Source organism: Faecalicatena sp. (genome assembly GCF_058819085.1).
In genome coordinates, this window is the sequence record NZ_JBZUUL010000002.1 from 315,686 (window position 1) to 340,700 (window position 25,015).

The following is a 25,015-nucleotide window of genomic DNA, read 5'->3' on the forward strand; positions in this document are numbered from 1 at the left end:
CTTTTTATATCTTGATAGATGAATGGTTGTTTTATACCAAACTGGTGTTCTGTCTATTATAGCAAACTACATATATAATGTAAATGAATTTAGAAAAAAGAGTTCTGCAGGCAAAAATCGCTGTATCATTTCTGGTTTCAGCAATGATACAGCGATCCTTAATCTTAAATACGTCATTCTCGGTACATTTCTATTTTACAAAAATGTTCTTTTGTCTTTTATTGTTTCCTTCTGTCCCCATATTGCATGCAATGTTTTCTTTGACATTTCAAGCGCCTTTGAGACTTCTCCCCACTCCGATGTCTGTACTACATTCACATATTCATCCATAATCTCATGATTTTGAATAAAAGCCTGTCCGTTATCAGAATCATATCCCAGGTACCCCAAATGGATCAGTAATGTCAGAACATCATGTTTTGTGGAAAACGTCGACATATCATTCGTGAAGCTCCCAACATTTACATCGACTTACTCACCAGACATCATCAAAATATCGTCTCTAAGCCCCTCAAAATTCATGTCAATATAGACTTTAAGTGCCTCATATGTCTCTGTCTGGTTCCAATAATCCGCATATTCCCTGAACTGAATGCTGCTGACTACTGATCCTGCTTATACTCTCTAAGGACACAGTCCCACTCATCAATAATCATCACAAAAGGATGCCCTGTATCTTCATAAACATCCTGCATACTTTGAATTAAATCCTCCGACTCGAAGTAATCAACATCCGGATAGGTACGCATCAGATCCCGGACAACAAGTCTGCTCAGCCTTTCCAGCATAGCTTTCACCGCATGTGTCCTGCTTAAAAATTCCTGCATATTCAGGGCAATAACATCATATTGGTTCAGATTGCTTTCGAAACCACTGTCTTCCATGATCGTCAGCCCCCGGAATAGCTCTCTTGTATTCTTATGAGCTAAAACGCAGGGATTCACAACATTGCTTCCGGTTAAATATTTTCTTGAACATTCACTCTGGATCCTGTACCATATCCCTATAATCATTTCTCAGAAAGGAAATAAATCACATGCCAGATAATCACCACAAAATAGAAAAGGTCAACTTCATGAATATGTGTATGATACAAGATTCTGACGGAAATGTTCTAGCACTGGATAAGGTAAATGATCAGTATACCGGAACCACTTTTCCCGGTGGGCACGTGGAAGAAGGTGAGACTTTCACGGATTCTATGATCCGTGAGGTAAAGGAGGAGACCGGACTCACCATTTCCGATCCCATTTTAACCGGCGTTTACCACTGGTTTAAGACCGATGTACGAAATCTCGTTTTCCTTTACCGCGCAGACACTTATGAGGGAACGCTGAAAAGTTCTGAGGAAGGAAATGTCTATTGGATATCAAAGCGGGAATTCCTCAGAAAAGATCTGGCTCCGGGGATGGTGGCGGTTCTCAAGATCATGGATGACAAAACCATGTCCGAGTGCTATATGGAGATCGTAGAGGGAAAGCTCATTGAAAAACTACAATAACGGGTAGTAAATATAAATCTCCTATACTATAGATACAATAAATTGAATTGCAAAGGTCGGAAAGGCTCCCGACACACTCGAAAGAGTACCTGAGATGATGGATACGCCGCCCATCTTGTGATTCAATTTAACATCAAAAGGTACTTCCAACCGGAAGTACCTTTTGATGTTATTTCTAAATACCTAACTTCTCATCTTTCCCTTATTCCCATTTAAAGAACTTAATCGTAATACCAGCGCATACAACTGTGGTCACCCCCATCACAATGACCGACAGATACACATTTGTGACCGGTACCCCCAGAAAAGCCGCTTTCATAAGCTGTATTCCCTGTGTCAAAGGGAAATAACTGATGATCTTCTGCATGATTTCCGGCATCACCTCGAACGGAAGTGTTGCGCCGGAAAAGAGTAACATCGGAAAATACAGGATACAGGCAATCACACTTGCACTTTTTGTATTTTTTGCAATTCCGCCCACCAGCATCCCGATACTTAAGGTGGAGGTCATCGTTAACAGCCAGCTCCCCAAAAATGCGGCAAAGGAGCCATGTATTTTCACCTTCCAAAACAGCGTTGCCGCTAAACTCAAAATGAGTATGGATAAGATGCAGTAGATCACGTAGATCAGAAATTCAACCGCAAGCAGCATGACCGGGCTGATAGGCGTTACCTTAAAGCGTTTCAGGATTTTTCTCTCCCGATATTCAGATATGACAAGCGGCAGCCCCATCAGTCCTCCGGCACAGATTGAAATCGTACTAAGTGCACCAAATGACTGTTCCAAAAAGGTATACTCCGCATGCTCAAAGGCAGGCTTTGTGCCATAGATGAATCCCAGAATAACCAGCACAACCAGCGGCATGATCACGGCAAAAATAACCATGTTCATATTTCTGACATTCAATCTCCATTCGTTTTTCAGCAGTGTAATAAATGTTTTCATTCCTATTCAACCTCCTCACCGGAAAGCATCAGATATGCATCCTCGAATTTTGTACAGCCGCATTGTTCCTTTGCCTGTTCTACAGTTCCATAAAATACCACTTCCCCTTTCCGCAAAATACAGATTTCATCACAGAGAGCTTCTACCTCATCCATAAAATGAGAGGTTAACAGGATGGTGATCCCTTTTTCTTTTAATTCAGATAAGATCTTCCATACTTCCCTGCGTGCTTTTGCATCCAGTCCGGTCGTCAATTCATCCAAAAATACAAGCCTGGGATTGGGGATTAGAGCCAATACGATAAAAAGACGCTGACGTTCCCCTCCTGATAAGCTTTTTACAGCACAGTTTTCTTTATCACCGATTCCAAACTGACTTAAGAGTACTCTCCAGTCGGCTGGATTTTTGTAAAGACATTGTGTCTCTTCGCATAATTCGCAGACTTTGATCTCCGGCTGATAATCGCATTCCTGAAACTGAACACCAACCTCCTGAAAAAGACGTCTCCTGTCTTTCTTTGGATCACAGCCTAAGATCGATATACTCCCTCTGTCCGCTTTTCTGGTCCCCAGCATACACTCGATCGTGGTGCTCTTTCCCGCACCATTGGCACCCAGTAGTCCGTATACTGTGCCGCTTTTTACGGAAAGACTGACATTGCTGACTGCAGTCAGCCCTCCATAAGATTTTGACAGATGTTCCAATTTGATGATTTCCTTCATTTTCTACCTCCTTTTGTTTTACAGGACAAAGCGGGCAGGCCCACTTCAACTCCTTATCCCCTCCCTCATAAAAAATACCACCAATAAAAACATTGGTGGTAAGATGGAGGGTTTAAGAAAATAGGATTCTCATCTCCTCTAGCATATTCAAGATCCGGCGTGCATTTTCCTCTGCCTCAGATAACGATATGATCAGCCTGTCACATACAGAAATAATATCCTCAGACTGCCTTGGTGTATTCAAAACCGCCTCCATATCCACATCTCTATTCTCCGATAACTGCCCAAGCAGCCGCAGGATTGATTCCAGTGAATAGTTTGCGCACCGCAGGGAGCGGATGATCTTCAGCCGCCTGATATCACTGTCTGTATAGATACGGTAGCCGTTCTCTCTTCTTTTTACCGTTAGAAGGCCGTTCATTTCCCAATTCCTCAATGTATCCATGGAGATCCCAAGATAAGAGGAGGCCTCCTTCCGCTTCATAGTGAGGCTGCTTTTTTCTTCCGTATCCGATAAGATCTGCTTTACAATCCGGATCGCTTCCCTGGCATTTTTTCTTTCCTTACTAAGCTGATGCAAATATTCTTCTGTGAGAGAAACTGCCTTTTCAAAATCCCCTCTGGCAGAGACCTTTACCATCTCTACGATTTTCTTACGCAGGCCGTTCTGTAAAACTTCAATCTGAAATGCAGTCCGGGCCAGCTTGATCTGCCGGATATGGAAATCTGTAAAAATTCGATACCCGTTTTCCCGGCGTTCTGGCTTCGGAATGAATCCCAGCTCTTCATACAGACGCACCGTATTAGGGTGTATCCCTGCTATCGCGGCGACCTCCGCGGTCTTATAAGTTTTCATTGATCATAACCCTCCATTTATTCTCCATTCTTATCATGTAATATACACTCGTCCAAAAGTCTGGTGTTATAGTGGAGGGTTTTATGATAACATAACTTTATCTAGCGGACAACAAGCTTCTTCACGACCCCTTCTGTGATCCCGGCCTCATTAAAGGCATCTACTCTCACATAGTATTCCTGCCCTTTCACAAGCGCTCCGATCCTCTGCTCTTCTTTTCCGAAGATCATGTAACTGTGGTATAATTTATCCTCAGCATGTCCCCAAAGAATATTGTATCCCATGGCTCCATTTTTAGAAATGGTGACATCCATATCGATATCGCTGATCCTTTGTGCCGTGAATTCAGGAACCCCGGGCTTTTCTCCGTTTCCGATCCCAAATACACGAAGCCCGGATATGCATGGTTTCTGGTCATATGGGATCTTTAGAATGATCAGCCTGAGATACCTGACATCCACTCCTTCTTCTTTTACAACCAGATCGTGGGGCAGATTTGTGTCCGCCTCTGATTTATCTTCCAGCACGAAGTATTCCTCTCCATCCCTGGATCCGGTCAGAACCCATCTTGTCACCATATCCGCCTCTTCTATATATCTGGGCTGCATCAGCTCCTCATTCATCTTACCCGGAAGAGGAACATCGATCTTATCATCTGCAAAATTAATCTGCACGGCATGGACATCATACACATCCCCCAGATCCATCTCGATCCACTGTCCGGGTTCTGCCGAATCTGCACGCCACCATGTCCTGACATTCTCGTCTGCCGCAAACTCTGGCCCCTTTCCTTCCTCTGCGGAAGAACAGGTTACTTCTTTCCCATAACTTAACAGATACCAGTCCGGATCTCTCCACGGATCCATCTTTCCCGCCTCCACATTCAGCGGCCAGTCGCCGTATCTCTGATTGCAGAACAGCTCTCCGTCTGCGTCAAATCCGGCCGGCCAGACTCCTACGCGGCGCTCAAATGTATGATTCATACTGATCCGCATGGTAGAAGTATGCCAAAGGTTCTGATGCGTATCCCACATAGTAGATCCATGCCCTGCTCCCGGAATGAATCCGCCCGGCTTATAGGAATACGGATTGTTCGCCGCCAGGGTAAATGGTCCCAAAGGGCTGTCCCCTATGTAAACGCCGTCCGCATAGACATTATACTGCGCCCCCGGGCACGCATACTGGAGATAGTATTTCCCTTCATATTTATCCATCCAGGCTCCTTCAATATAAGGATTGTTACTTAAATATCCTTTCGCCATGGCAACCATTTCCGGAGACATCTCCTCTTCCTTCATACCGCTCGCTGCGATCATTCCCTTGAATTTCAACTCGATCTCTTCCTCGGTGACCGGAGGGGTGCTGTGATCTTCTCCGATCCGCTCATACCCTTTTTCTGCCGGTGCCCCGAAGATCAGCTCCTTCTTCTCCCCGACCGGATGCATCGTCACAGGATCCAGCTCCACGCCCCAGATCGGAGTCACATTCGCACATCCCCAGTAAAAATAGACTCTTTTGTCATCATCGATAAACAGGTTTGGATCCCAGAAATCGAACGTTCCCTCGATCTCCTCATATGGCCCGTTTAAGATATCCTTTGTCCGGTAGAAATTACAATTAGCTCCGCGTTTTGAAGCGCTGAAATACACATACTCTCCCATCACACGAACATCCGGCGCATAATCATAAAGCGGCAGATTCTCCGGAAGACGGTGATTTTTCCAGGTGACCATGTCATCTGATACCCACACACCCAGTGTCATGGATGCAAAAATATAGTACTTTCCCTGAAAACAGATCATGGATGGGTCGGCAGCTTCCCTTGCGATCTCAAGACCCTCTCCTTTTCCATTCATAGCTTTATTGAATTGATATCGGTAATCAACATTTACCGGGTTGCAAAAATATTTCATCAAACTGTCCTCCTTGTTTTATTTCATAATCTCTTTATATCCAATCCTGAATAAATTTCTTTGCTCGGTTTCAAACTATTTCCTAAATTCTACTAATTGCCCGCTCCAAGGGATGTATACATCCCCAACCATCTTTCCAAACTTGATTATAATAGGAACACATTTACCTGATTTCCATAGCAGAAAGGAGTCCTTTACATGAAACTAAAACAGGATATCATCGGTATTGGACATAATTTAAAACGGCTCCGCGAAGGTATGGGACTCAGTCAAGCCCAGTTTACCCGCTTACTACAATTAAATGGTGTTTCCATTTCGTGTGACGTATATAAGAAAATGGAACAAAACCGTTATAACATCCGCATCTATGAATTAATGGTCATGAAGCAGCTGTTTGATGTAAACTATGATGAGTTTTTCCGGGATCTGTCTTTAGACGGCATAACCAGCGATGTAGATTCATAATATTCGTTTTCTATATCACCTCATCCGTCATTTTTCCCTCCAGACTCAATTTATCACTACATCTGCATAACCAGTAAATCTGCAATTCTATAATATGGCTGTTCATTAAAGATTCCATCACTTCTGATGCATATTCATGAGTGATGCTTTTTTTATCCATCCAACAAAGATCTTCCCAATATTTAGGATGATCCTCCGCCCATTTAACCAGATTCTCACGTCTTTTATTTTCATAAACTTCACTTAACATTCTAACGACTTTACATAGCGGATGCTGATCCATTTCCTTTTTTATATCTTCATAATCCATATCCTGAATTTCTCCTTTGGGGATTTATTTATCCCTAATTATACAGAAACCTTACTGCATAATCAATAGCGTTACAGGATATATAAATCCCCAAGGAGTCTCATTTTAAATATTCGGAATCTTCCCAAGCTGTTCATTCAGCCTGTTCATCACATCCTCCGGCACATTTCCATAGCTTAATGCATCTCTGAGCTTCATCTTCTTCACCATCTCAAACATATTTCCCGATGTGAATCCCTCCTGATCCTGCCCGGCTCCCATCGAGGTGCCTCTCTCAAGGATAGGCATAAGTACTGCCTTGGCCTCCGGATTTCCCATCAGCCGGCCGATCGTGCAGTCCACTGACATAAATGCCTCATGGTCTGATGTTACATGTGCCTTGCAGACAGGCTCCGTCATTCCATCCATACCGAATTCGCCCAGTACGTCTTTCAGCCAGCCGATGCTGTCTTCTACCCAGTCAGGCACTCTCACGCAGATTTCTGTGTCTTTATACTGCACAGAGGTGTCACAGGTAGAAAAACCGTGAGGTCCGTATGCGTAGATGTGGCTTTCGAATGAAATGTCATACTTTATCAATGCCTGCATGAAGTCAACCGTGTTCGCAATAGGCACCACATTATCTGTCCTTGTGGCAAATAAAAAGCAAGGGCATGTATCCTGATCTACCGCCTCTATAGCACTCGGAGCGCTCGTATTGCAGCCTTTGACATCTTCCCCTGCAACAGCATACCCTAAGATAGCCGCAGCCGGACGGTTCTTCGCCATCGTTGCCGCACATGCAGCCAGATGTCCTCCTGCTGAGAACCCAATGATTGCCACTTTATCAGGATACAGACTCCAATCCTTAGCTTTTGACTGGATCAGTTCCATGGCCTGTTCATAATCGTTCAGAGGGTTCGGCCATACGGCATCCGCTTTTATGGAATATCTCAGGATAAATACCTGATAGCCGGCCTTTAAGTACGGCATTGCCACCGGGTCCGCCTCACGGTCGGAGCACATCTGATAGCCGCCACCCGGAAGTACGAGGATTGCCGGACGCCTGGTTACATAGCGGAACTCGCCTCCCACTTCCTGTAAATATGCCGTCAGAGTCACATTTCTTTCTTCATTCAATACCAGCTTTTCTACACGCATACGCTGCCTCCTTTTATCTTTTTACACTATTATACAGCCTTTTTCTAATGGTAGGCAAACTAATGATAAGCAAACAATTTCATTTTCAAAAGTGCAGGCTTCTCATAGCACATGGCAGCGACCTCATCACCATTCAGCCTGCGTTTCATCTTCCATACACCGTCTTCAAATTTTCCTTCCTCCAGCTTTAAAATATCCAGATACGGGTTCTTAGGATCTGTTGAAAAAGGAACCATTGCCACACCATTCAGCAGAAGGTAAAAGGTATCTTCTGATTCTTTCAAAATCAGTGCAGCCCCCATTTTTAACTGCATCATCCGGGACTCGGTCACGATGCGGAAACCAAATTTGTCAAACAGCAGACTTTTTTCCCCATCCACTTCGCTGCATACGGCCTTAAGGTCGCAGGTTCCATATTTTGCCCCGAGCAGCGGCATCATCTCTTTGAGTGTATTGGAATACCATGCATACTGCTCCACATCCTGCGGCGTTGCAAGAGCCGGGTCCGTGGTATCTGCGCCGAACAGGTACATGCTCTGGGCAGAAAAAGGTTCACCAAGTTCTTCAAAGCCGAATGGAGAATAACACATCGCATGATGATGGCCTACTACATACACCTGCCTTGCCCCGCAGTACCCGTGAGTTGCCGTTTCCGGTATAAACATCGGATTTCCCAGCTTTCGGTACTCCTCACACACTTCTATAAAATTCTGTGTGTAAATATCCGGGGCATAGATGTCAATATTCGGCGCACAGTATTTCCAAACCTCCATCATACGGGCCACCGGACCTCCGCTCGGATATTTTCCCGGGGCCTCGCCTTTGTCCAGCCAGCAGTTGACTGACATCGGCAGTGGATAAACTGCTTTCCCCGCCCCTGCCACATAGTTTACATAGCTCGCAATGTGATACGCACTGAATATTTCCTCTGCCGCATCTGTAAACACTTCGCTCCAGTTTCCTGACGCCGTGCCCTTTAATACAGCTTCACGGACATCCTCTTTCATCGTGTCCGTATGATTTCTCATGTACTCTGCGAAGTCCTGGGGAACCTGACTTTCAAATGCAGCATCTGCCTCATCGGAATGCTCTCTGGCAGCCCCCATGACTCCGGTCTCATTTTCCACCTGCACCATGACCACAGTATGAGTTTCCCCGTCTGCTTCCCTGATGTGCTCCATCAGCTCCCGGAATGCCTTGGCGTCTGCTTCCTTTGTCGCCTCACACATATAAGAGAGGGAGGTATAAGACATTCCATAGAACTCTTTTAAGTTCACAAATTTTTTCCCTTTTTCTACTTCCGCCCTGCGGAAACGCTCCAGATCCGTCTTCACCCACTCCGGCGCATAATAGCACTGGGCATTCTTCCATGCTCCGAACCAGAGAAATCCGATCTTTTTCCCTTTTCTTTCTGCCTGCCGGATCAATCCGTCCACCAGACTAAAGTCAAATCTTCCCTCTTCCGGCTCAACCATTTCCCATGTAACAGGCATCAGAAGGCTGTTCATTCCCAATGTCTCAGCTTTCTCCCATACCTGCTCCATATACTCCACAGACGATGAATTGGAGTTATGGACTTCTCCTGAAATCATAATAAATGGTTTTTCATCCACCATTAAAATCTTCGTTCCATTTCGCTCTTCAATATGCGGTATCTTCATACTGCGCCTCCTTTTTTCATACAATTTATACACAATCAGACACGGCAGCACTCTTTGGCAGTGTTCCGTGTCTGTTTTCTCTATTCCCCAATCTTTGCCAGTGCCTCATCCAGCCCGTCCAGCATAGCCGCCATCTGCGGATTCCCATATCTCTCTGTGATCTGCCTGAGGGACATGCTCTTCATATTCCCCGGCATCTGTGCGATTCCGGGCGAAACCTGTGTTAACACGGCCGCCGCTTCCGGATTCGCCATCAATTCCTGAACCGGCATATAACTGTTCAGAATCTTTCTAAGGCTCTCACTCGTCTGATATATCACCTCATAATCTCCTGCCTCAAGATAGCAGATTCCATCCTCCACACGGGCAAACATCGGATTTTCACGATCCTCAAATGTCTCCGGCACTGCCTTGTAAAGTCTTAGCCTGGCTGTAGCGCCAAACGGTATGCTCACCTTTATCTTCACCTGGTTGGCATCAGTCACTTCCCATGCACTCTTGTAAACTCCTGCCGGAGAATCATATTCGGCCGCCGCAGATTTCAATTTCCAATTCGGCACAGGTGTAAGCAGGGCTTCGCGAAAGCCCGGATGCTCCTGCACCGGATTCAGTCCTGCCACATGCCGGAAGATCCACTCTACAATGGAGCCGTAAGAATAATGGTTCAGGCTGTTCATACCGGTGCTTGAGATGCTTCCATCCTCCTCCACACTGTTCCAGCGCTCCCAGATCGTCGTGGCTCCGAGTTTAATCTCATGCAGCCATCCCGGATATTCCTCGTTCAGAAGAAGCCTGTATGCCAGGTCCTCCATCCCTTGATCCGAAAGTACATTGCAAAGAAGCGGGGTCCCGGTAAATCCGGTCTGCAGCTTATAGTCATGGTCCTTAAAATTCTGTCTGAGCATCGAGCGTACCATCTCCGGATTTTTGCTGAGGCCGTGGAGCAGAGTCAGAATATATCCTGTCTGGGTATTGACACAGCACCGTCCGGTTGAGCTGTAATATTCTTCCACGGTGTCATGAAAGATCTGTTCCGCTAACTGTCTGTACTCCTTCTCGTCCTTCCCGTATCCCAGAAGCGCCGCAGTATCCGCTAAGATCCGCGCACTGTTTCCGTAGTAAATGCTGGCGATAAAGCCGTCATCCGTACCGCCCTTGACCTCATCTGTGCCGCCTTTCGGGTTATCCAGCGCAAGCCAGTCCCCATAGTGGAAATGTCTCCGCCATCCAAAGTCATCTCCATCCGCTTTCCGAATGAATTCCACCCAGGACTTCATACTTTCATATTGCTCTTCTAAGATTGAAAGATCTCCGTAGAACTGATAGAGCGTCCACGGGATAATGCAGGCCGCATCTCCCCATACACTGGAGCCCTTCCCTGCATGTCCCACAGACGGAACCACATCCGGCACCATGCCGCCAAGCACCTTCTGCTCCTGTGCACAATCATACAGGTATTTTGCGTAAAAGGCATAGCTTTCCTCCAGGAAGGAAGCCGTTGCGCAGAATACCTGGGTATCTCCGGTCCATCCCATCCGCTCGTCTCTCTGGGGACAGTCTGTCGGGACATCGAGGAAATTACTTTTCAGCCCCCATCTGGTATTCGATATGAGCTTGTTCACCAGTGCATTCCCGGTTTCCAGCGTCCCGGCTTTTGTCAGCTCACTGTACAGCGCAAGCCCGGTAAAATCTTCTTTCCTTAGATCCGGGATTCCTTCCACCAGCACATAACGGTATCCGTAATATGTAAAATGGGGAATCAGATCTTTTTCCCTTCCATCAGAGATATAACAGTATTCTGCCTTTGCCGTCCGAAGATTATCGCGGTAAAAGTTCCCGTTCTGCAGGATTTCTCCAAACTTAAGATGCACCTTTTCCCCTCGCGGCAGATTGACATGGAGCTTAAAGATGCCGGCAAAATTCTGTCCCAGATCCAGGACCGTCTCTCCTGCCGGAGTCTTGATCAGTTCCACCGGGGTGATCTCCTCGCGGATCTGAACAGGAGTACTCATTCTCTCCGTCAGTTTCCCCTTCGGCGGATCTGGATCCAGAAGCGCGGGATTCGGCTGAATCTCTTCCAGCGTATCGTCTGCATGCTCCCCATCATAAATATTAGAAAAGGTCAGGCTGCTCCTCTTTACTTCCCAGCTCTCGTCCGTTCCTATGACCTCTGTACTTCCATCCTCATAGGTAATGTGAACTTCCGCTATCAGCTTCCAGTCCTTCCCAAAGAATCCCTCAGCATTTCTTGCATTGAATCCGAAACGCCCCTTCCACCAGCCGTTCCCCAGAAGGACCTCAAGGCTGCCGCCCTGATTGATCTCCTCCGTAATATCGTATGTCTGGTACTGAATCCACGTATTGTAATCATTGCTGTACGGAGCCAGATATTCTGCCCCGATACGCTGACCGTTTAAATAGGCCTCATAAAGCCCCAGACCACAGATGTAAAGCCTTGCAGCTTCTGCTCTGCCTTTTGGATCCAGTTCCTTTGTAAAGACGGGATGCCTTGGCTTACCGCTGTCACAGGTGATCCATTTTCCGGACCATACCTCTTCCCGCTTGGCGGTCTCAAACCAGTTTACATCGCTGTCCGCCTCTTCTCCGGCATCACTTTTTACGGAAACCTGCCAGTAATAGCGGGTTCTCGGCTCTAGTTTAAGATCTACACGGCTCGCCAGACTGTCTAGGCTTTCAGACCAGCCGGAGTCATATATAATCTGCTCCATCTCTCCATCCAGAGCTGCCCGGATGCGGGCTGACTTTTGTTTTTTTCCTTTTGCTTCTATGACCTTCCATGAAAATACGGTACGATTCATACGATACCCCATGGGATTTTTCAAATGATTGATTCTGCAGTCCGTAACTCTCACGAATCGATTCCTCCTGTTCTTTCATCACTGTTTTTTCGGCGCAGTCTCTTTCACGCCGTTTTTCATCTCTATCGTTCAGTCCTGCCCGTTCCGCCTTAGCACCACCTCTAAAATATGCTGTACATTGCTTCTGAGCCTCGCCTCTTCAATCTGTCCGTTTTTGACTCCCTCGATGATCGGACGAACGTATGTATCATCTGTCGTCCCCGGCGTCATCCAGCAGTTTCCTGCCCCCACTGCCGCTGCAACATCTGCCGTGTCATAGGAATTCCAGTCTGTCATCACGAATCCGTCGAACCCAAACTCCTTCCGAAAGATTCCCTGGAGCAGTTCTTCATCTTCCGCGGTATAACAGCCGTTACATGCATTATAAGCAGTCATGATGGAGTCCGGTTTGTGGACAGAAATCGCATATTCAAAGACTTTCAGATAGATCTCTCTTAATGCACGTTCTGTGATAAAGCTGTGGTTGCGCTTTCTGGATGCCTCGCAGTTATTAGCGATGACATGCTTCATGCTGCTTGAAACACCATTCTCTTCCAGACCTTTACTCTGATGTCCTGCCATGATCCCTGCCAGATAAGGATCCTCACTGAAATATTCCGGGTGTCTTCCGTTCAGCGGATTCCTGTGGATGTTCATGGCCGGGGCCAGGATCATGCTGATGCCATTCTCCTTTGCCTCCTCGGCGATCACCCGTCCTGCCTCATATGGGATCTCCACATTCCAGGTCGCACAGATCGTATTGCTGCATGGCATTCCAATATTCGGGCGGTTGACATTCACCCCGTTGTTGCCGTCAGCCACTGCATAACGCGGCAGGTTCCGCCCTTCCAGACGGTAGATTCTTCCGGCCTCACCCGTTTCATGCATGCCCCACCCGTGGGAGGCACAGACGCTGAAACGTGCCAGCTCCCCGATACTCAGTTCTTCTGCCAGCCAGGCCGCAGAATTCTTTGTTTTCTTTGGACGATCCTCTTTCGTCAGATCACTCTCCGTATAGTGTCTTCTCTCTGCTTTTGGTGTCAGCTCCTGATATTCTTTCTTGATCCCGGATCGTAAACCGGCAGGGAACGCCGGATTTTTCTTACTGAGCACCTCCATCTGAACAGGAAGCTTCATCAGATTTTCTGACTGGAAAATCACTTTTTCCTCTTCCAGAGAATATACACCGCAGTTTTCCACACTGTTTACACAATTCCCTGAATAGAATGTATAAACCCCCGGTTCCAGGATCCAGCATGCCCTCTTTGTATCAAAGGATGCCAGATTCTTCTTCGGTATTTCAATCTCCAATTCCTGCGTTTCGCCAGGCTCCAGGCATCTTGTCTTAGCAAAACCGACCAGCCTTTTATCCGGCTGTTCCAGCTTCCCTTCCGGAATCTGCACATAGATCTGAACGACCTCTTTTCCTGCACGGTCTCCCACATTTGTCACCGCAGCCTTTACCCTGTCCTCTTCATAACGCGCTGTGATAGAAAAGTCTGTATAGGACAGTCCGAATCCAAAGGGGTATGCCACTGGTTTTTTGAAGGTTTCGAAATACCGGTACCCTACATAGAGGCCTTCCTCATAAAAGGTATCTACAAAGTAAGGACTGTCTGCCGATAATGCCCCTTCCCCGTCCTTTGGCAGGTAAAAATTCGCACTCGACGGGATATCAAAATAGTCCAGACTCCACGTATCCGGCAGTTTACCTGATGGATTGATACGTCCGTCCAGGATTTCCACCAGTGCCTTTCCTCCCAGCATTCCCGGGAAACCGCACCACAGAACCGCTTTCACATCATACTTCTTTGTCCAGCGAAGATCCATGGGATAGCCGGAGTTGATCACTGCCACCACCTGGCTGCACCTGGAAGTCATCTCTTTGATCTTCTCTTCCTCTTCGTCTGTGAGATAAAATTCCCCTTTCACTGCATTATTGTCATAGTTTTCCCCGGAGGCACGGCTGATCACAACGATTCCGGTATCTGCCTGATCCTTTACCCGGAAATCTGAGCATTCCTCCAATGCACGTTTCAGGTTCATGTAATAGCGGGGATTGATTTTACCTGCACCAACCGCTGCTAACCGAAACTGATCTGTGCCTTCCACCTCGATCTCACAATCCGACGCAAGAGGAAGCACATCTCCCTCATTTTTCAAAAGTACGATGCCTTCCTCTGCGGCCTGTAATGCAGCCGCATCATGCTTCGCGTATGCCGGATCAATCTCCGGTTTCGGAAGTGTCTTTACTGTAATATCCTGCGGCTTCATCTGATTGCCGTCTGTATCCATAAATCCCTCAAGATGCAGGGTATACTCACTGCCATACTCTGTGCAGACCGTACGCACAGGAATGCCAAACATCTGGATCCCGCCTGCCACATCTATCTTTTTGATCAGTCCCTTAGGAAGTTCTCTTCCTTCACAGGTAACGTTTCCATAGACCGATTCATCCATTTCCTTGGTAAAACGGACCACAAGACAGCCGGAAAATCCATGATCCAGCATGTACATCTTCCCGTCCACATCATCAATATCATACACAAATTCTTCCGATTCATTGATCCGCGGAGGTATCTTTTTTGGATCCTGTACTTCGACAGATATCTCCCTTCCATTGGCCAGATCTAACAATGCCTGAAACAGATCCCTCTTATCCGGCATATTATCCATTAACGTGCCGATGGGGGCCGCATTGATGTAATTCATCATCGGGGAATCTGCCATCCCCGGAGCCATCCTCTCCAAAAATTCCCGGGCCGTTGGTTCCGTTAGAATTTCCTTTATCGTAGAGCTCTGTGCTGTATATTTTCCCTGTGACATTTTCATAACCTCCCTGTTTTTCTTCTTTACTTATTTGCAGTAAAGCGCGCGTCATTCTCCATATGAGGGATACATCCGCGCGCTTTGGCTGTCATTGTCCACTTTCTTTGAACTTAAACAGTAATCTTTTACTGCCTGTATATTTATTTTAATACATTTTAAAAATATGTCTGTCTATTTTTTCGTTTTTCCGTACACATTTTAGCCATTATTTTTCTGGCTTTGTTTCCCAAAGTTTCTTCCATTCATTCCTTGCTTTTTCCGGCTCAGCATTTATTAAGCATTCTGAACTGCCTTAAGCGCCTTTGCACGTTTCTCTTCCAGTGCAGCAGTAATTTCCTGTCCCTTCTTATCTAACGGCTGCATTTTGATGGCAAAGAATCCCATCAGAAGTACGCAGATCATAGGTGCGATGCTGTACAGCGCGCGGATCGCCAGGATCGCACCGTCGCTCTGTACGGCAGCTGCTCCGGCATATCCTGCCACTCCCAGCAGTAAGCCTGTAATTCCTGATCCGATTCCCGCGCCCACCTTGCTCAGTGCTCCTGCCACAACACCTACGGAGCTGTCCATTCTTGGCAGACCGATAAATTCGTTATAATCTGCTAACTGCATGATGATATTTGCCTGCAGGTAAGCTACCGGAAACTGTCCAATTCCCATCAGGATCGTCCCTGCAACCAGCATCGGCATGTTTGCCTTTGCCAGGAAGAGGATCAGATATCCCACTGCACCGATTCCTGCACCGATCATGATCATCTGGGATGCCGAGAATTTCTTCATCAATGCAGGAAATACAAACATAACCGGAAGTGTCACTACCCCAAGCATCGTGATCACACCCATCAGCTTGATATCTCCCACAACATAGGTGAAATAATAGGATGCAGCACCGAACCCGGTAGTCACTGTATAAGTACCTACCATTCCTGCAAACAGCCAAACATACTTATTTTTGCGCATACAGGTAACGATATCTCTGACTTTTACTTTGGATTCCCCTGCTGCCAGGTCGATCTTCGGATTTTCCTTCACCAGAATAAAACGGAACATTCCAATCACCATCAGCGGCAGTGCATAGATCGTGATCAATGTTCTCCAGCCCTGCGGGCTTGTTGCCATTTTTCCCATTAATACAGGAAAGCTGACAGATACAACCATCGCCAGGATCATGATCACGATTCCTCCGAGAGCCCCTACCTTTGCGATCTTCTGTGGATTGTCATCAAAGGCACGGATCATATACGGAGTCTGTGCGGAAAACAGTAAGGTGGAGAATACGGAAAATACCATCGTATACATCACGAATACCCAGATACATTTGACAACCGTGCTCCAGCCCTGGGGCGTATAAAATAACAGCATGGTACAAACCCAGACTCCTATGATACAGAACTCATAGGGCCTGCCTTTTCCCCATTTGGTGCGGGTATTGTCAACAATATAGCATGCTATAAAATCAGAGACACCGTCAAACACCTTGCTGACCATCATTAAGGTTCCTACCACTCCTGCCGACAATCCCAGTGTATCTGTACAGAAGATCATCAGATACCCCATAACAATGGTAATACACGCCAGAGACGCCCCTCTGCTCTGCCATCCCATAAATTTTACCACACCGATCTTGTTCGGATTCGGGGCTTTTACTTTCTTTTCCTTCATGTAAAACTTCCTCTCTTTCCCTGTATTGCTTGTTGTATTTGCTCCTTATTTATGTATTTTCTATTTCTTTCGCTGCCTTTCCCGCTCTTTATGAAATAATCGGTATCTCCTTTTTATATACCGCTTCCTTATCATGAATGGTAACGGTCACCGTGCCTTCTTTTCCCGCCCGCAGTACAGCCTGTGCGTAACCATAATATGTATGGTAAGAGCCTGCTGCATAGGATTCCTCTGTCCGGGGAGCGGCACTGCCGAATCCAAGCAATTCTCCTCCCCTGACCTCTGCCGTAAGCAGATGGTCGGCATTGCTCTCGACAATCCCGTTTTCATCTGTCCGCCGGATAGAAAGATACACAATCTCTCCCGGCGCTGCTGTCTCTTTTTCCGGAACGATCCGGATTCCCGCCTTTCCCTTAGCAGAGACAAGGGTATCTCTCCCAAGCTCTTTTCCTGAGGCATCATAGGCCACGGCTGTCAATTTCCCCGGCATATACTTTGTGCGAAAAACAGCCCGGAAGTCTTTCACTGCCTTTGTTCCAAGCTTTTTGTCATTTAAGAACAGTTCCACCTTTGCCGCATCATAATACACCTCTACCACTGCCCGGTTTCCCTCACAGCCTTTCCAGGACCAGCTTGGAATAGCATTGGTGCCTCTCCACGCCGACTTTGCCGGACGTTTTCCCGGATGGTTAACAGGCTGTACTGCAAGGACAGGATGCTTTAGATGCTTCCATACGGCCTGTGCCCGGAACAATTCTCCGTTTGGATTCCCGAGAATGTCGATAGCCCCCATCTCAGCCAGGATCCACGGGTAAGGCTTTTCAAATCCTGCAGCGTCAGACGTATATCCCCACGCGCCGCTTCCGGCCTCCCCCAGATAATCCCAGGAGGTCCACATGAAATCACCGATCAGATATGGATACTTTTCTACCATCCTCCAGTTCTTCACGATCTCCTTTGGAAATGTCTCACTGCCGAAGATCACTCTGTCTGGATGGCACTTTGCCTCCAGCGGGTACCTCCCGGATGCATAGTTATAGCCTGCAATGTCCAGTTCATCCAGCGCAGGGCTGGTCAGCAGATCCACTTTCCTGGAATTCCCGGCTTTATTCATGCCGGATCCGACCATGGAGGTGATGATGTTAAACATCATGGAACTATTCATCTGCTGCTCTGACTTTTTATCCCGTCCTCCGTCTTCCTTGTAGATCCCCTTCCCCTCTGCTGCCTTTGCCATGATCATCAGATTAAATCCTCCTGTGACCGGACGGCTGCAATCCAGTTCGTGCAGATATTCCACCATTTCCCTGGTGAGGGACAGCCCCTTCTTTGTCGCCGGTTCAGATACCTCGTTTCCGATGGAATACATGATCACTGAGGGGTGGTTATAATCCTTTTCTACCATGGATTTCAGGTCAAAACGGTACCCTTTCGTAAAATCAGAGGCATAGTCGAATTTATTCTTGTGTGAGAACCACATATCCCATGTCTCGTCCATCATATACATGCCGTAATAATCACAGGCTTTCAGCATCTCGATGGCGCAGGGATTATGGGAACTGCGAATGGCATTATACCCGCTTTCCTTTAGGATCCTCACACGGCGCCATTCGGATTCGGCAAATGACTTTGCACCCAGGATCCCGTTGTCATGGTGAACGCACCCGCCTTTTAACAGTGTTTCTTCTCCATTAATGAAAAGTCCCTGACTGCTGTATTCAATCACCCGGATTCCAAAGTTTTCCACCACCTGGTCTTTGATCTCGCCGCCATCCTTCAAGGTGACACGACACTGGTACAGGTTCGGCTCCTTGGCGCTCCAAAGCTTCGCGTCCGGAATCTGGATCTCGACATCCTCCCCCTTCGCCTCTGCTGCTATCTTCCCGCCATACAGGATCTCTGCTTCCACATCGCCGCCGGTATGCTCTGTCTGTACCCGGATCTTCGCCGGAGCATAGGAAAGAGTCTGTATCTTCACGCCCTGCCATTTGATGTGCTGTTTTTTCCCGATCAGAAGACGGACCGGCCGATAGATTCCGCTTCCCGTATACCACCTGGAATTCGGCATTTTATCGTTTTCTACGATCACCGTAAGCAAGTTTTCCTCTCCGTATAACAGCCCCTCCAGCGAGACCAGAAAAGCGGAATATCCATAGGAACAGCCTCCGGCCGGATTCCCATTAAGAAGGACCGTACTCTTTTGATAGGCCCCCTCAAAATAAACCTGCACGATGCCATCCTTCCATTCCTTTGGCGCCATGAATCTCTTTTCATAACGGTATACTCCGCCGCCGAAGCAGGCACAGGCACCGCCGGATGGATTGTCTGCCCTCCTGCCCTCGAAAAGCATGGCATCATGGGGGAGCGTTACGGCCTTTTGTATACCGCCGCCCTCTTTCGAGAACAGCCACCCTTCGTTAAAATCCTCGACTTTCACTCTCATTCCTCCCTTGTTTTATCTCTGTATCATTTTTTATTCTCACTGTTTTTCCTGCAGGAAAAAGAATCCTGTCTTATCTCTTACTTGCACCTGATCGTACAATTTGTTAAGATATACCTTAATAATAAGCATTTTCACGCCTTCTAACAATGCTTATACCCTACCTGTCGAATTCATACCTGTATCATTTTTTTACTTTTCATGAGGTATCTATATGAAAGAAGAGATTTTAAAACTACTTTTTGAACATTTTCAGTTCCCCACTACCTATTGGAAGAAACAATCTTATATCTCTTACGGTTCCATCAACAGCCGTGAGATGATCCTCCCACAAAAGGCTGCCGGGGATTATAGCATCTATACTCTGTCCTCCCCGTTTCAGTTGTACCTGCTGGACTATGACCTTGACTTTTCTGTCCATACGATCCTGGACCTGAACAACTGGACGTTTGCATACACCGAAAACGCACCACACGTGATCAGCGGGCTTCATAAACATCATTATTTTGAATTCACCTATCTTCTGGACGGTCAACTGGACTATTTGATAGAAGGAAAACACCGGCGTTATCATCCGGGAGATGCCTGCATTATCAACCAGAATGTCCGTCATGTGGAGGGACATCAATCTGGATTTACATGCCTATTTCTAAGCTTTACAAGAGATTTTCTGGAAGAACTGCATCTGGAATCAATTTCTGATATGAAGCATGAGCTTTTTGATTTTTTTACACGGAATCAGACAGACTCCGAGCAGATTGATTACATTGATTTTACCCCTATCACGACCGGGCTGGAAAAACATGCCGTGAACATCACAGATATCTTCTCCACCATTATCCGGGAATTGCTGAACCGGACACCTGGCTGCCGGGATATCATAAACGGATTGGTAAAACGACTGTTTTACTATCTTCAAAATCCTTCACTGTATACCAGCTCTAATGTACGGTTCCAGACCCTTTCAGGCCAGAGCCTCTTTGAGAGGACATTGAACTATGTCAATACCAATAAACGGAAAACCTCTCTCGCTGAGATCAGCCAGGCGCTCAATTATAATGGAAATTATATTAACCGGGTCTTTTTGGAGCACACCGGACAGACCCTGCCTGACTATATCCGCAGCATCTGCCTGAACGAGGCCGCGGTTCTTCTGCTCAACACAGAGCTAAGCACCGCCAGGATCATCCATCAGCTCGGATTTGAAAACAGAACCGCTTTTTACAACCAATTTAAAAAGAAATACGGTGTTACGCCGCAGCAGTACCGGGAGTCTGCAAAAGGGACATAGCAAAGGGGTCTGACCCCTTTGCTATGTCCCTTCTTTTCAATCCTCTTTTTCCTTCCCACCCTCTGCCGTGTCCTGTAAAAACTCCGATACAGCCTTCTGATATCTCTTCCGATCCTTTAAATAACTCTCGCAGTGCTCCGCACCTTCCACCAGCAGCAGCTTCTTTTCTGCTGTACAGGCCTCATAATTTTGAACGCTCATCTCGTATGGCACGAAGGTATCCGCAGTTCCATGGATCAATAAAACAGGCACCCGGCAGTGCTCCATAGCTTTCAGGGTACTGTATTCCTTCAGACCATACCCTGCCCGCCTTTTGAATACCCAGTTTAATTCATCCATGAGCGGATGCTTTGGCAGCTTAAAGTTCGTATATCCGAACCGATAGACCATCTCATACGGCGAGGTAAAGCCGCAGTCCGCGATCACGCCTTTTACCTCCCCGGGAAGCTCATCTCCCGCGGCCATCAGCACGGTTGCCGCCCCCATCGATACTCCATATAGATATACCGGCAGCCTGCGCTCATTCTTTTCTTCCAGCCATCTAAGCCATGCATGGCAGTCCCACCGTTCCAGGACACCAAAGCCCATATACTTCCCTTCACTCTCCCCCTGAGCCCGCTGTTCTATCAATAGAAGACTTGCGCCTTCCTCATACATCCACCGTAAGCAGGCGCCAAAGTCATGCTTCCAGGAGCCCCGCCATCCATGGAACATTACGACGATCCTCCCGGCGTCCTCTGCTTCCAGATAATATCCGGCCAGTAACAGGCCGTCCCTGCTTCTTAACTGTACCCTCTGGCAATTCATCCCCTGGATCCACTGTGTTCCCTCGCTGCGCTTTCTTTGTACCTGTTCTTCCCACAATTCCTTTTCTGTCTTCCCCTGTTCCCCCTTCTTTTTCTCCTTCTTCCTAAAAAAGACAGAATCTCGTTTTGCCGCCATATTAAAAAATGCACCTACGGCCAGTCCATCCAACACCGCCAGCGTTCCCAGTGCCCAAAGGATTCTTTTCCTGACTTTATTTTTCATATCCCACACCTGCCTGTTCACGATATATGCCCGTCCACCTCTCCCGGCAGACGGCCCCCCGATCCATCCATGTCCAGATACCCCTGATATCATGGCACTTCATAATTTATTCCAGATAAGTTAACAATTCATTCAAAAATACATCACACTTTTTACACAACTAAATTTTATACTATAATTGTTCAAAAGATAAGAACACTTTTTCATAAACTTTTTCCCCCTTTGAGTCACACATGTTGTGGCTCTTTCCTTTTGCCCTTTTGATATGTTTATTATAGTACGCTGCAAACAGGCACGTCAATGATACAAAACAACTCCTTAAAACTTGTAACTGCAATAGGACCATGATATAATCTCCTCAAAAAGGAGGCCACAGATGATCGATAAGAAACTGATTCCCGTAGGCGGTTTAAAAAGAGAGCCTTTCTCCGGCTGCCACGGTGGTATGCGCTATTATTTCCAGGTAGATGAAAGTAAGGAAACCTTTACCGTAACCGTTTTTCCCGAACCCTGGTCCTTTGATAAGACAGCGGAGGAAAATAAGCAGCACAGCTCTTTTCCGATGTCAGATGAAGGGATGGATTCTGCGGTTGAATGGCTTTATGAAATGTACGAGAAAAGGAAAGACTACTGGCAGGATTCTCTGAAAAACAGTATGCATATCGTATATAATGAATGAAGGAAGCATCTGAACAGCATCAGATGCTTCCTTCATTCTACTCATCAAATTCTAAGATCACGCTCTTTCCCATCAGACTTGATTGGATATCCACTACAGTCCCGCGCGTAGACTTAAGACGTTCACGGTTCGGATAATTCCCGCTCATGGCAATGGCGTGCTCGATCGTATAATAGTAAGAACTGGGAAGTTTCCCTTCTATTACATTCACTTCCTGCCCGATCTCGACCAGTCCTTCCCTATCCATTGTAAACTCCATTCTTCTCATCTGGCATCACTCCTTATCACCCATTCTGCCTGCTGTTTTTCCGGCTGTCCTTTATTTTACATCTGGCATCGGATTTTGGCAATAGTACCTTCTATTTCTAAAATTTTCATAAGATTCTTTTTTATAAACTTTTAGTACTTACTTTATAAATTTTTCCATTTTTTGTCACACTACATTCACAATTCATTGATATCCTAAATACATGAAAAACAGAAGACGATGGCTGCACTTGCAGCAGGCATCTGTGGCCATTGGACTTCGCCTAATATAAACAATTACTTTATTTAGATAGATAATTTTCCCCCCTTCTCTGAGCTGCTGCATGTACCATATGCGCAGCTCTTTTCCTTTTCCTGATTTTAAGAGCCGCACTGCTTTTCTTCTAATTTTCTGAATTTTCCGATTTCTTCAAAGAGTACTTGCCATCTAGTTTTGAATACTATATAATAAGGATATTGAGGTGATATTATGACAATTAATACGAATGATATGCTGAACAGCATCTTAGAAAGTGTCTCCCGCATTGATTATATCCATCCGGGTGATATTCCCAATATAGATTTGTATATGGACCAGGTGACTACCTTTATGGATGCCCAGCTTGCTTCAACGAAGCGTTACAAAGAGGACAAGATTCTGACGAAGACGATGATCAATAATTACGCCAAGAATAATCTTCTCCCCCCTCCTGTAAAAAAGAAATACACAAAAGAGCATGTCCTGGTACTGATCTTTATCTACTATTTTAAAAATATTCTTTCTATCAAGGATATTGAGACACTGCTTCGCCCTCTCACTGAAAAGTACTTCAACTCCGGCGATACGTTAGAGATGACACAGCTTTACGAAGAAGTCTGTGCCATGGAAAAAGAGCAGATCCAGCCTCTCCAGGAAGAGATCAAGACTGCATATGCCAGAGCAGAAGCCTCTTTTGAAGATACAGATACAGAAGATAAAGATTATCTCAAGCTTTTTTCATTTATCTGCAGTTTAAGCTTTGATGTATATGTAAAGAAGCTCCTGATCGAAAAGATCATAGATGAGCTGCCTGATCCGGGGAAAAAGACACCCAAAAAGTAACTCATGAAAAAGATATAAAAAAAGAGAGATGCCTACGCGTCTCTCTTTTCGTTACTGCTCAATCTTTCAAATACCATATCGTACCCGTCATTTCCATAATTCAGTGAGCGGTTAACGCGGCTGATCGTTGCTGTGGAAGCTCCTGTCTTCTCTGCGATCTCCAGATAAGTCTTCTGTTCCCTTAACATCTTAGCGACCTCAAACCGCTGGGAGAGTGATAATAGTTCATTGATGGTACAGATATCCTCAAAAAAAGTATAGCACTCTTCTTTGTTTTCCAGACTTAATATGGCGTTAAACAGATAGTCTACCGCCTCTGTTCTTATCTTTTTACTCATACTACCGATCTCCTTTATCAGTCAAATGACTACTGTTACATTTTAGCACACTAAACTTTTAAAGTCTACCTTTTTATACAGATTTTGTCCAACACTCATTTCTCTGCCTGATACCGGTTCAGAAATGGTTTCAATTTTTCAAAATCAGTGGTCATGATCAATTCCTCTGGAAAATCACAGTAACGAAGAATTTCCTCCACATTTCCAAAGTTTCCGGCATCCGCATCCACATGTGCGTCACTGCCTGTTGTGATTGGGACCTTGTATTTTTTACATAATTCCAGGATAGCAATAGAATTCTCCCTGGTTCCCTGACGGAAGCTCTGAGGGCGCAGAGAGGAATTATTTAACTCCAGCAGTGTTCCTGTCTCCCTGGCCGCCTTTACAACTGCCTCATAATCAACCGGGAACCGGCCGTCATCCGGATGTCCGATGATATTGACATAGGGCTTCTTCATGACCTCTATATATGCCTGCGTATTTTCTTCTATCGTGTGGCCAAATCCATAACATGGCGGATGGATGCTGGCAATGATAATGTCCAGATCTTTGCAGACCTTTTCCGGCAGATCTAATGTCCCGTCCGGATCCATGATGTTAAGTTCCGCGCCAAAAAGCATCTGGATGCCGCACATTTCCCTCGGCACAACATCCAGATTCTGGAAGTAGAATATCTGGCATGTGCCCGGCATCTTCGGTGCATGTTCAGTCAAAGCCAGCGCCTTCAATCCCTTAGAAGCGCCTGCTGCTGCCATCTCCCGGATCGTACTGTAAGCATGTCCGCTTGCGGTTGTATGTGCGTGTGTATCAACTTCAAACTTCATAATCATCCCTCTTTCTTTTACGTTCGCTTCCTAGTATATCATAAATTTACCAGAATACTATCGTTATCTTTGCAGATACTATTGTTGAGGTGAAAATTATGCTTAATAATAAACAAAATGAAAAGATTATTGATGATTATGATTACCTGTCCAATGCGGCATCGGCTAGAGATTGTACGGGTCTGATCCCCTCTCTCCCAATG

Annotated in this window: 22 protein-coding genes; 5 read left to right on the forward strand and 17 right to left on the reverse strand. The window is 46.2% G+C overall.

What is annotated here, in order from left to right; genetic code table 11:
* Window positions 1–195 precede the first annotated feature (195 nt).
* The gene (locus AC4OGX_RS01500) at window positions 196–438 is read right to left on the reverse strand and encodes a hypothetical protein (RefSeq protein ID WP_493328024.1); all 243 of its coding nucleotides are present in this window, start codon (window positions 436–438) and stop codon (window positions 196–198) included.
* Window positions 439–602: 164 nt separating this feature from the next.
* Window positions 603–1,013 (reverse strand): AAA family ATPase, encoded by a 411-nt coding sequence (locus AC4OGX_RS01505; protein ID WP_493328025.1) that lies wholly within the window; start codon window positions 1,011–1,013, stop codon window positions 603–605.
* 23 nt (window positions 1,014–1,036) lie between these two features.
* On the opposite strand from AC4OGX_RS01505, the gene AC4OGX_RS01510 reads away from it, so the two are divergent.
* Window positions 1,037–1,501 (forward strand): 8-oxo-dGTP diphosphatase, encoded by a 465-nt coding sequence (locus tag AC4OGX_RS01510; protein WP_493328026.1) that lies wholly within the window; start codon window positions 1,037–1,039, stop codon window positions 1,499–1,501.
* Window positions 1,502–1,703: 202 nt separating this feature from the next.
* Here AC4OGX_RS01510 and AC4OGX_RS01515 read toward each other — a convergent pair whose 3' ends face one another.
* From AC4OGX_RS01515 to AC4OGX_RS01530, 4 genes are all read right to left on the reverse strand, one after another.
* Window positions 1,704–2,447, reverse strand: a complete 744-nt coding sequence (locus tag AC4OGX_RS01515) for an ABC transporter permease (protein WP_493328027.1) — start codon at window positions 2,445–2,447, stop codon at window positions 1,704–1,706.
* Between the two features lie 2 nt (window positions 2,448–2,449).
* Window positions 2,450–3,169, reverse strand: a complete 720-nt coding sequence (locus tag AC4OGX_RS01520; RefSeq protein WP_493328028.1) for an ABC transporter ATP-binding protein — start codon at window positions 3,167–3,169, stop codon at window positions 2,450–2,452.
* 112 nt (window positions 3,170–3,281) lie between these two features.
* Window positions 3,282–4,025 (reverse strand): MerR family transcriptional regulator, encoded by a 744-nt coding sequence (locus AC4OGX_RS01525; protein WP_493328029.1) that lies wholly within the window; start codon window positions 4,023–4,025, stop codon window positions 3,282–3,284.
* Between the two features lie 101 nt (window positions 4,026–4,126).
* Window positions 4,127–5,938 carry a family 43 glycosylhydrolase gene (locus AC4OGX_RS01530; protein WP_493328030.1) on the reverse strand — a complete coding sequence of 604 codons (1,812 nt, stop codon included), beginning with the start codon at window positions 5,936–5,938 and terminating at the stop codon, window positions 4,127–4,129.
* A 198-nt stretch (window positions 5,939–6,136) separates the two neighbouring features.
* Here AC4OGX_RS01530 and AC4OGX_RS01535 point away from each other — a divergent pair, with 198 nt between their 5' ends.
* Window positions 6,137–6,403, forward strand: a complete 267-nt coding sequence (locus tag AC4OGX_RS01535; RefSeq protein ID WP_493328031.1) for a helix-turn-helix domain-containing protein — start codon at window positions 6,137–6,139, stop codon at window positions 6,401–6,403.
* Window positions 6,404–6,413: 10 nt separating this feature from the next.
* On the opposite strand, the gene AC4OGX_RS01540 is transcribed toward AC4OGX_RS01535, so the two are convergent.
* From AC4OGX_RS01540 to AC4OGX_RS01570, 7 genes are all read right to left on the reverse strand, one after another.
* Window positions 6,414–6,713 (reverse strand): hypothetical protein, encoded by a 300-nt coding sequence (locus tag AC4OGX_RS01540; RefSeq protein ID WP_493328032.1) that lies wholly within the window; start codon window positions 6,711–6,713, stop codon window positions 6,414–6,416.
* A gap of 105 nt (window positions 6,714–6,818) precedes the next feature.
* Window positions 6,819–7,853 (reverse strand): alpha/beta hydrolase, encoded by a 1,035-nt coding sequence (locus tag AC4OGX_RS01545; protein WP_493328033.1) that lies wholly within the window; start codon window positions 7,851–7,853, stop codon window positions 6,819–6,821.
* Window positions 7,854–7,912: 59 nt separating this feature from the next.
* Window positions 7,913–9,514 (reverse strand): GH35 family beta-galactosidase, encoded by a 1,602-nt coding sequence (locus tag AC4OGX_RS01550; RefSeq protein WP_493328034.1) that lies wholly within the window; start codon window positions 9,512–9,514, stop codon window positions 7,913–7,915.
* 80 nt (window positions 9,515–9,594) lie between these two features.
* The gene (locus tag AC4OGX_RS01555; protein WP_493328035.1) at window positions 9,595–12,387 is read right to left on the reverse strand and encodes an alpha-L-rhamnosidase; all 2,793 of its coding nucleotides are present in this window, start codon (window positions 12,385–12,387) and stop codon (window positions 9,595–9,597) included.
* A gap of 75 nt (window positions 12,388–12,462) precedes the next feature.
* Window positions 12,463–15,198, reverse strand: coding sequence for a beta-glucosidase (locus AC4OGX_RS01560; RefSeq protein ID WP_493328036.1), 2,736 nt, complete (start codon window positions 15,196–15,198; stop codon window positions 12,463–12,465).
* Between the two features lie 276 nt (window positions 15,199–15,474).
* On the reverse strand, window positions 15,475–16,863 hold the full coding sequence (locus AC4OGX_RS01565) for an MFS transporter (protein WP_493328037.1): 1,389 nt from the start codon (window positions 16,861–16,863) through the stop codon (window positions 15,475–15,477).
* A gap of 88 nt (window positions 16,864–16,951) precedes the next feature.
* Window positions 16,952–19,306 carry a glycoside hydrolase family 2 TIM barrel-domain containing protein gene (locus AC4OGX_RS01570; RefSeq protein ID WP_493328038.1) on the reverse strand — a complete coding sequence of 785 codons (2,355 nt, stop codon included), beginning with the start codon at window positions 19,304–19,306 and terminating at the stop codon, window positions 16,952–16,954.
* A gap of 211 nt (window positions 19,307–19,517) precedes the next feature.
* On the opposite strand from AC4OGX_RS01570, the gene AC4OGX_RS01575 reads away from it, so the two are divergent.
* A complete protein-coding gene (locus tag AC4OGX_RS01575) occupies window positions 19,518–20,594 on the forward strand; it encodes an AraC family transcriptional regulator (protein WP_493328039.1) in 1,077 nt (358 codons plus the stop codon).
* 36 nt (window positions 20,595–20,630) lie between these two features.
* On the opposite strand, the gene AC4OGX_RS01580 is transcribed toward AC4OGX_RS01575, so the two are convergent.
* Window positions 20,631–21,623 (reverse strand): alpha/beta hydrolase, encoded by a 993-nt coding sequence (locus tag AC4OGX_RS01580; RefSeq protein ID WP_493328040.1) that lies wholly within the window; start codon window positions 21,621–21,623, stop codon window positions 20,631–20,633.
* 376 nt (window positions 21,624–21,999) lie between these two features.
* Here AC4OGX_RS01580 and AC4OGX_RS01585 point away from each other — a divergent pair, with 376 nt between their 5' ends.
* Window positions 22,000–22,302 carry a hypothetical protein gene (locus tag AC4OGX_RS01585; RefSeq protein ID WP_493328041.1) on the forward strand — a complete coding sequence of 101 codons (303 nt, stop codon included), beginning with the start codon at window positions 22,000–22,002 and terminating at the stop codon, window positions 22,300–22,302.
* 37 nt (window positions 22,303–22,339) lie between these two features.
* Here AC4OGX_RS01585 and AC4OGX_RS01590 read toward each other — a convergent pair whose 3' ends face one another.
* Window positions 22,340–22,570: a hypothetical protein gene (locus tag AC4OGX_RS01590; RefSeq protein ID WP_493328042.1), complete on the reverse strand. Its 231-nt coding sequence runs from the start codon at window positions 22,568–22,570 to the stop codon at window positions 22,340–22,342.
* A 468-nt stretch (window positions 22,571–23,038) separates the two neighbouring features.
* Here AC4OGX_RS01590 and AC4OGX_RS01595 point away from each other — a divergent pair, with 468 nt between their 5' ends.
* Window positions 23,039–23,650: a DUF1836 domain-containing protein gene (locus AC4OGX_RS01595; RefSeq protein WP_493328043.1), complete on the forward strand. Its 612-nt coding sequence runs from the start codon at window positions 23,039–23,041 to the stop codon at window positions 23,648–23,650.
* A 32-nt stretch (window positions 23,651–23,682) separates the two neighbouring features.
* Here the strand turns inward: AC4OGX_RS01595 and AC4OGX_RS01600 are convergent, their stop codons facing one another.
* Window positions 23,683–23,988, reverse strand: a complete 306-nt coding sequence (locus tag AC4OGX_RS01600; RefSeq protein WP_493328044.1) for a YerC/YecD family TrpR-related protein — start codon at window positions 23,986–23,988, stop codon at window positions 23,683–23,685.
* A gap of 95 nt (window positions 23,989–24,083) precedes the next feature.
* On the reverse strand, window positions 24,084–24,812 hold the full coding sequence (locus AC4OGX_RS01605) for a phosphatase (RefSeq protein WP_493328045.1): 729 nt from the start codon (window positions 24,810–24,812) through the stop codon (window positions 24,084–24,086).
* Window positions 24,813–25,015 lie beyond the last annotated feature (203 nt).

Excerpts from the sequence above, each read along its gene's own strand:
- AC4OGX_RS01535 (WP_493328031.1), top strand. The coding sequence starts at position 6,137 with ATGAAACTAAAACAGGATATCATCGGTATTGGACATAATTTAAAACGG.
- AC4OGX_RS01580 (WP_493328040.1), bottom strand. The coding sequence starts at position 21,623 with ATGAAAAATAAAGTCAGGAAAAGAATCCTTTGGGCACTGGGAACGCTG.
- AC4OGX_RS01505 (WP_493328025.1), bottom strand. The coding sequence starts at position 1,013 with ATGATTATAGGGATATGGTACAGGATCCAGAGTGAATGTTCAAGAAAA.
- AC4OGX_RS01550 (WP_493328034.1), bottom strand. The coding sequence starts at position 9,514 with ATGAAGATACCGCATATTGAAGAGCGAAATGGAACGAAGATTTTAATG.
- AC4OGX_RS01500 (WP_493328024.1), bottom strand. The coding sequence starts at position 438 with ATGTCGACGTTTTCCACAAAACATGATGTTCTGACATTACTGATCCAT.
- AC4OGX_RS01560 (WP_493328036.1), bottom strand. The coding sequence starts at position 15,198 with ATGTCACAGGGAAAATATACAGCACAGAGCTCTACGATAAAGGAAATT.
- AC4OGX_RS01570 (WP_493328038.1), bottom strand. The coding sequence starts at position 19,306 with ATGAGAGTGAAAGTCGAGGATTTTAACGAAGGGTGGCTGTTCTCGAAA.
- AC4OGX_RS01595 (WP_493328043.1), top strand. The coding sequence starts at position 23,039 with ATGACAATTAATACGAATGATATGCTGAACAGCATCTTAGAAAGTGTC.
- AC4OGX_RS01545 (WP_493328033.1), bottom strand. The coding sequence starts at position 7,853 with ATGCGTGTAGAAAAGCTGGTATTGAATGAAGAAAGAAATGTGACTCTG.
- AC4OGX_RS01520 (WP_493328028.1), bottom strand. The coding sequence starts at position 3,169 with ATGAAGGAAATCATCAAATTGGAACATCTGTCAAAATCTTATGGAGGG.
- AC4OGX_RS01575 (WP_493328039.1), top strand. The coding sequence starts at position 19,518 with ATGAAAGAAGAGATTTTAAAACTACTTTTTGAACATTTTCAGTTCCCC.
- AC4OGX_RS01590 (WP_493328042.1), bottom strand. The coding sequence starts at position 22,570 with ATGAGAAGAATGGAGTTTACAATGGATAGGGAAGGACTGGTCGAGATC.
- AC4OGX_RS01585 (WP_493328041.1), top strand. The coding sequence starts at position 22,000 with ATGATCGATAAGAAACTGATTCCCGTAGGCGGTTTAAAAAGAGAGCCT.
- AC4OGX_RS01605 (WP_493328045.1), bottom strand. The coding sequence starts at position 24,812 with ATGAAGTTTGAAGTTGATACACACGCACATACAACCGCAAGCGGACAT.
- AC4OGX_RS01515 (WP_493328027.1), bottom strand. The coding sequence starts at position 2,447 with ATGAAAACATTTATTACACTGCTGAAAAACGAATGGAGATTGAATGTC.
- AC4OGX_RS01530 (WP_493328030.1), bottom strand. The coding sequence starts at position 5,938 with ATGAAATATTTTTGCAACCCGGTAAATGTTGATTACCGATATCAATTC.
- AC4OGX_RS01540 (WP_493328032.1), bottom strand. The coding sequence starts at position 6,713 with ATGGATTATGAAGATATAAAAAAGGAAATGGATCAGCATCCGCTATGT.
- AC4OGX_RS01525 (WP_493328029.1), bottom strand. The coding sequence starts at position 4,025 with ATGAAAACTTATAAGACCGCGGAGGTCGCCGCGATAGCAGGGATACAC.
- AC4OGX_RS01565 (WP_493328037.1), bottom strand. The coding sequence starts at position 16,863 with ATGAAGGAAAAGAAAGTAAAAGCCCCGAATCCGAACAAGATCGGTGTG.
- AC4OGX_RS01600 (WP_493328044.1), bottom strand. The coding sequence starts at position 23,988 with ATGAGTAAAAAGATAAGAACAGAGGCGGTAGACTATCTGTTTAACGCC.
- AC4OGX_RS01510 (WP_493328026.1), top strand. The coding sequence starts at position 1,037 with ATGCCAGATAATCACCACAAAATAGAAAAGGTCAACTTCATGAATATG.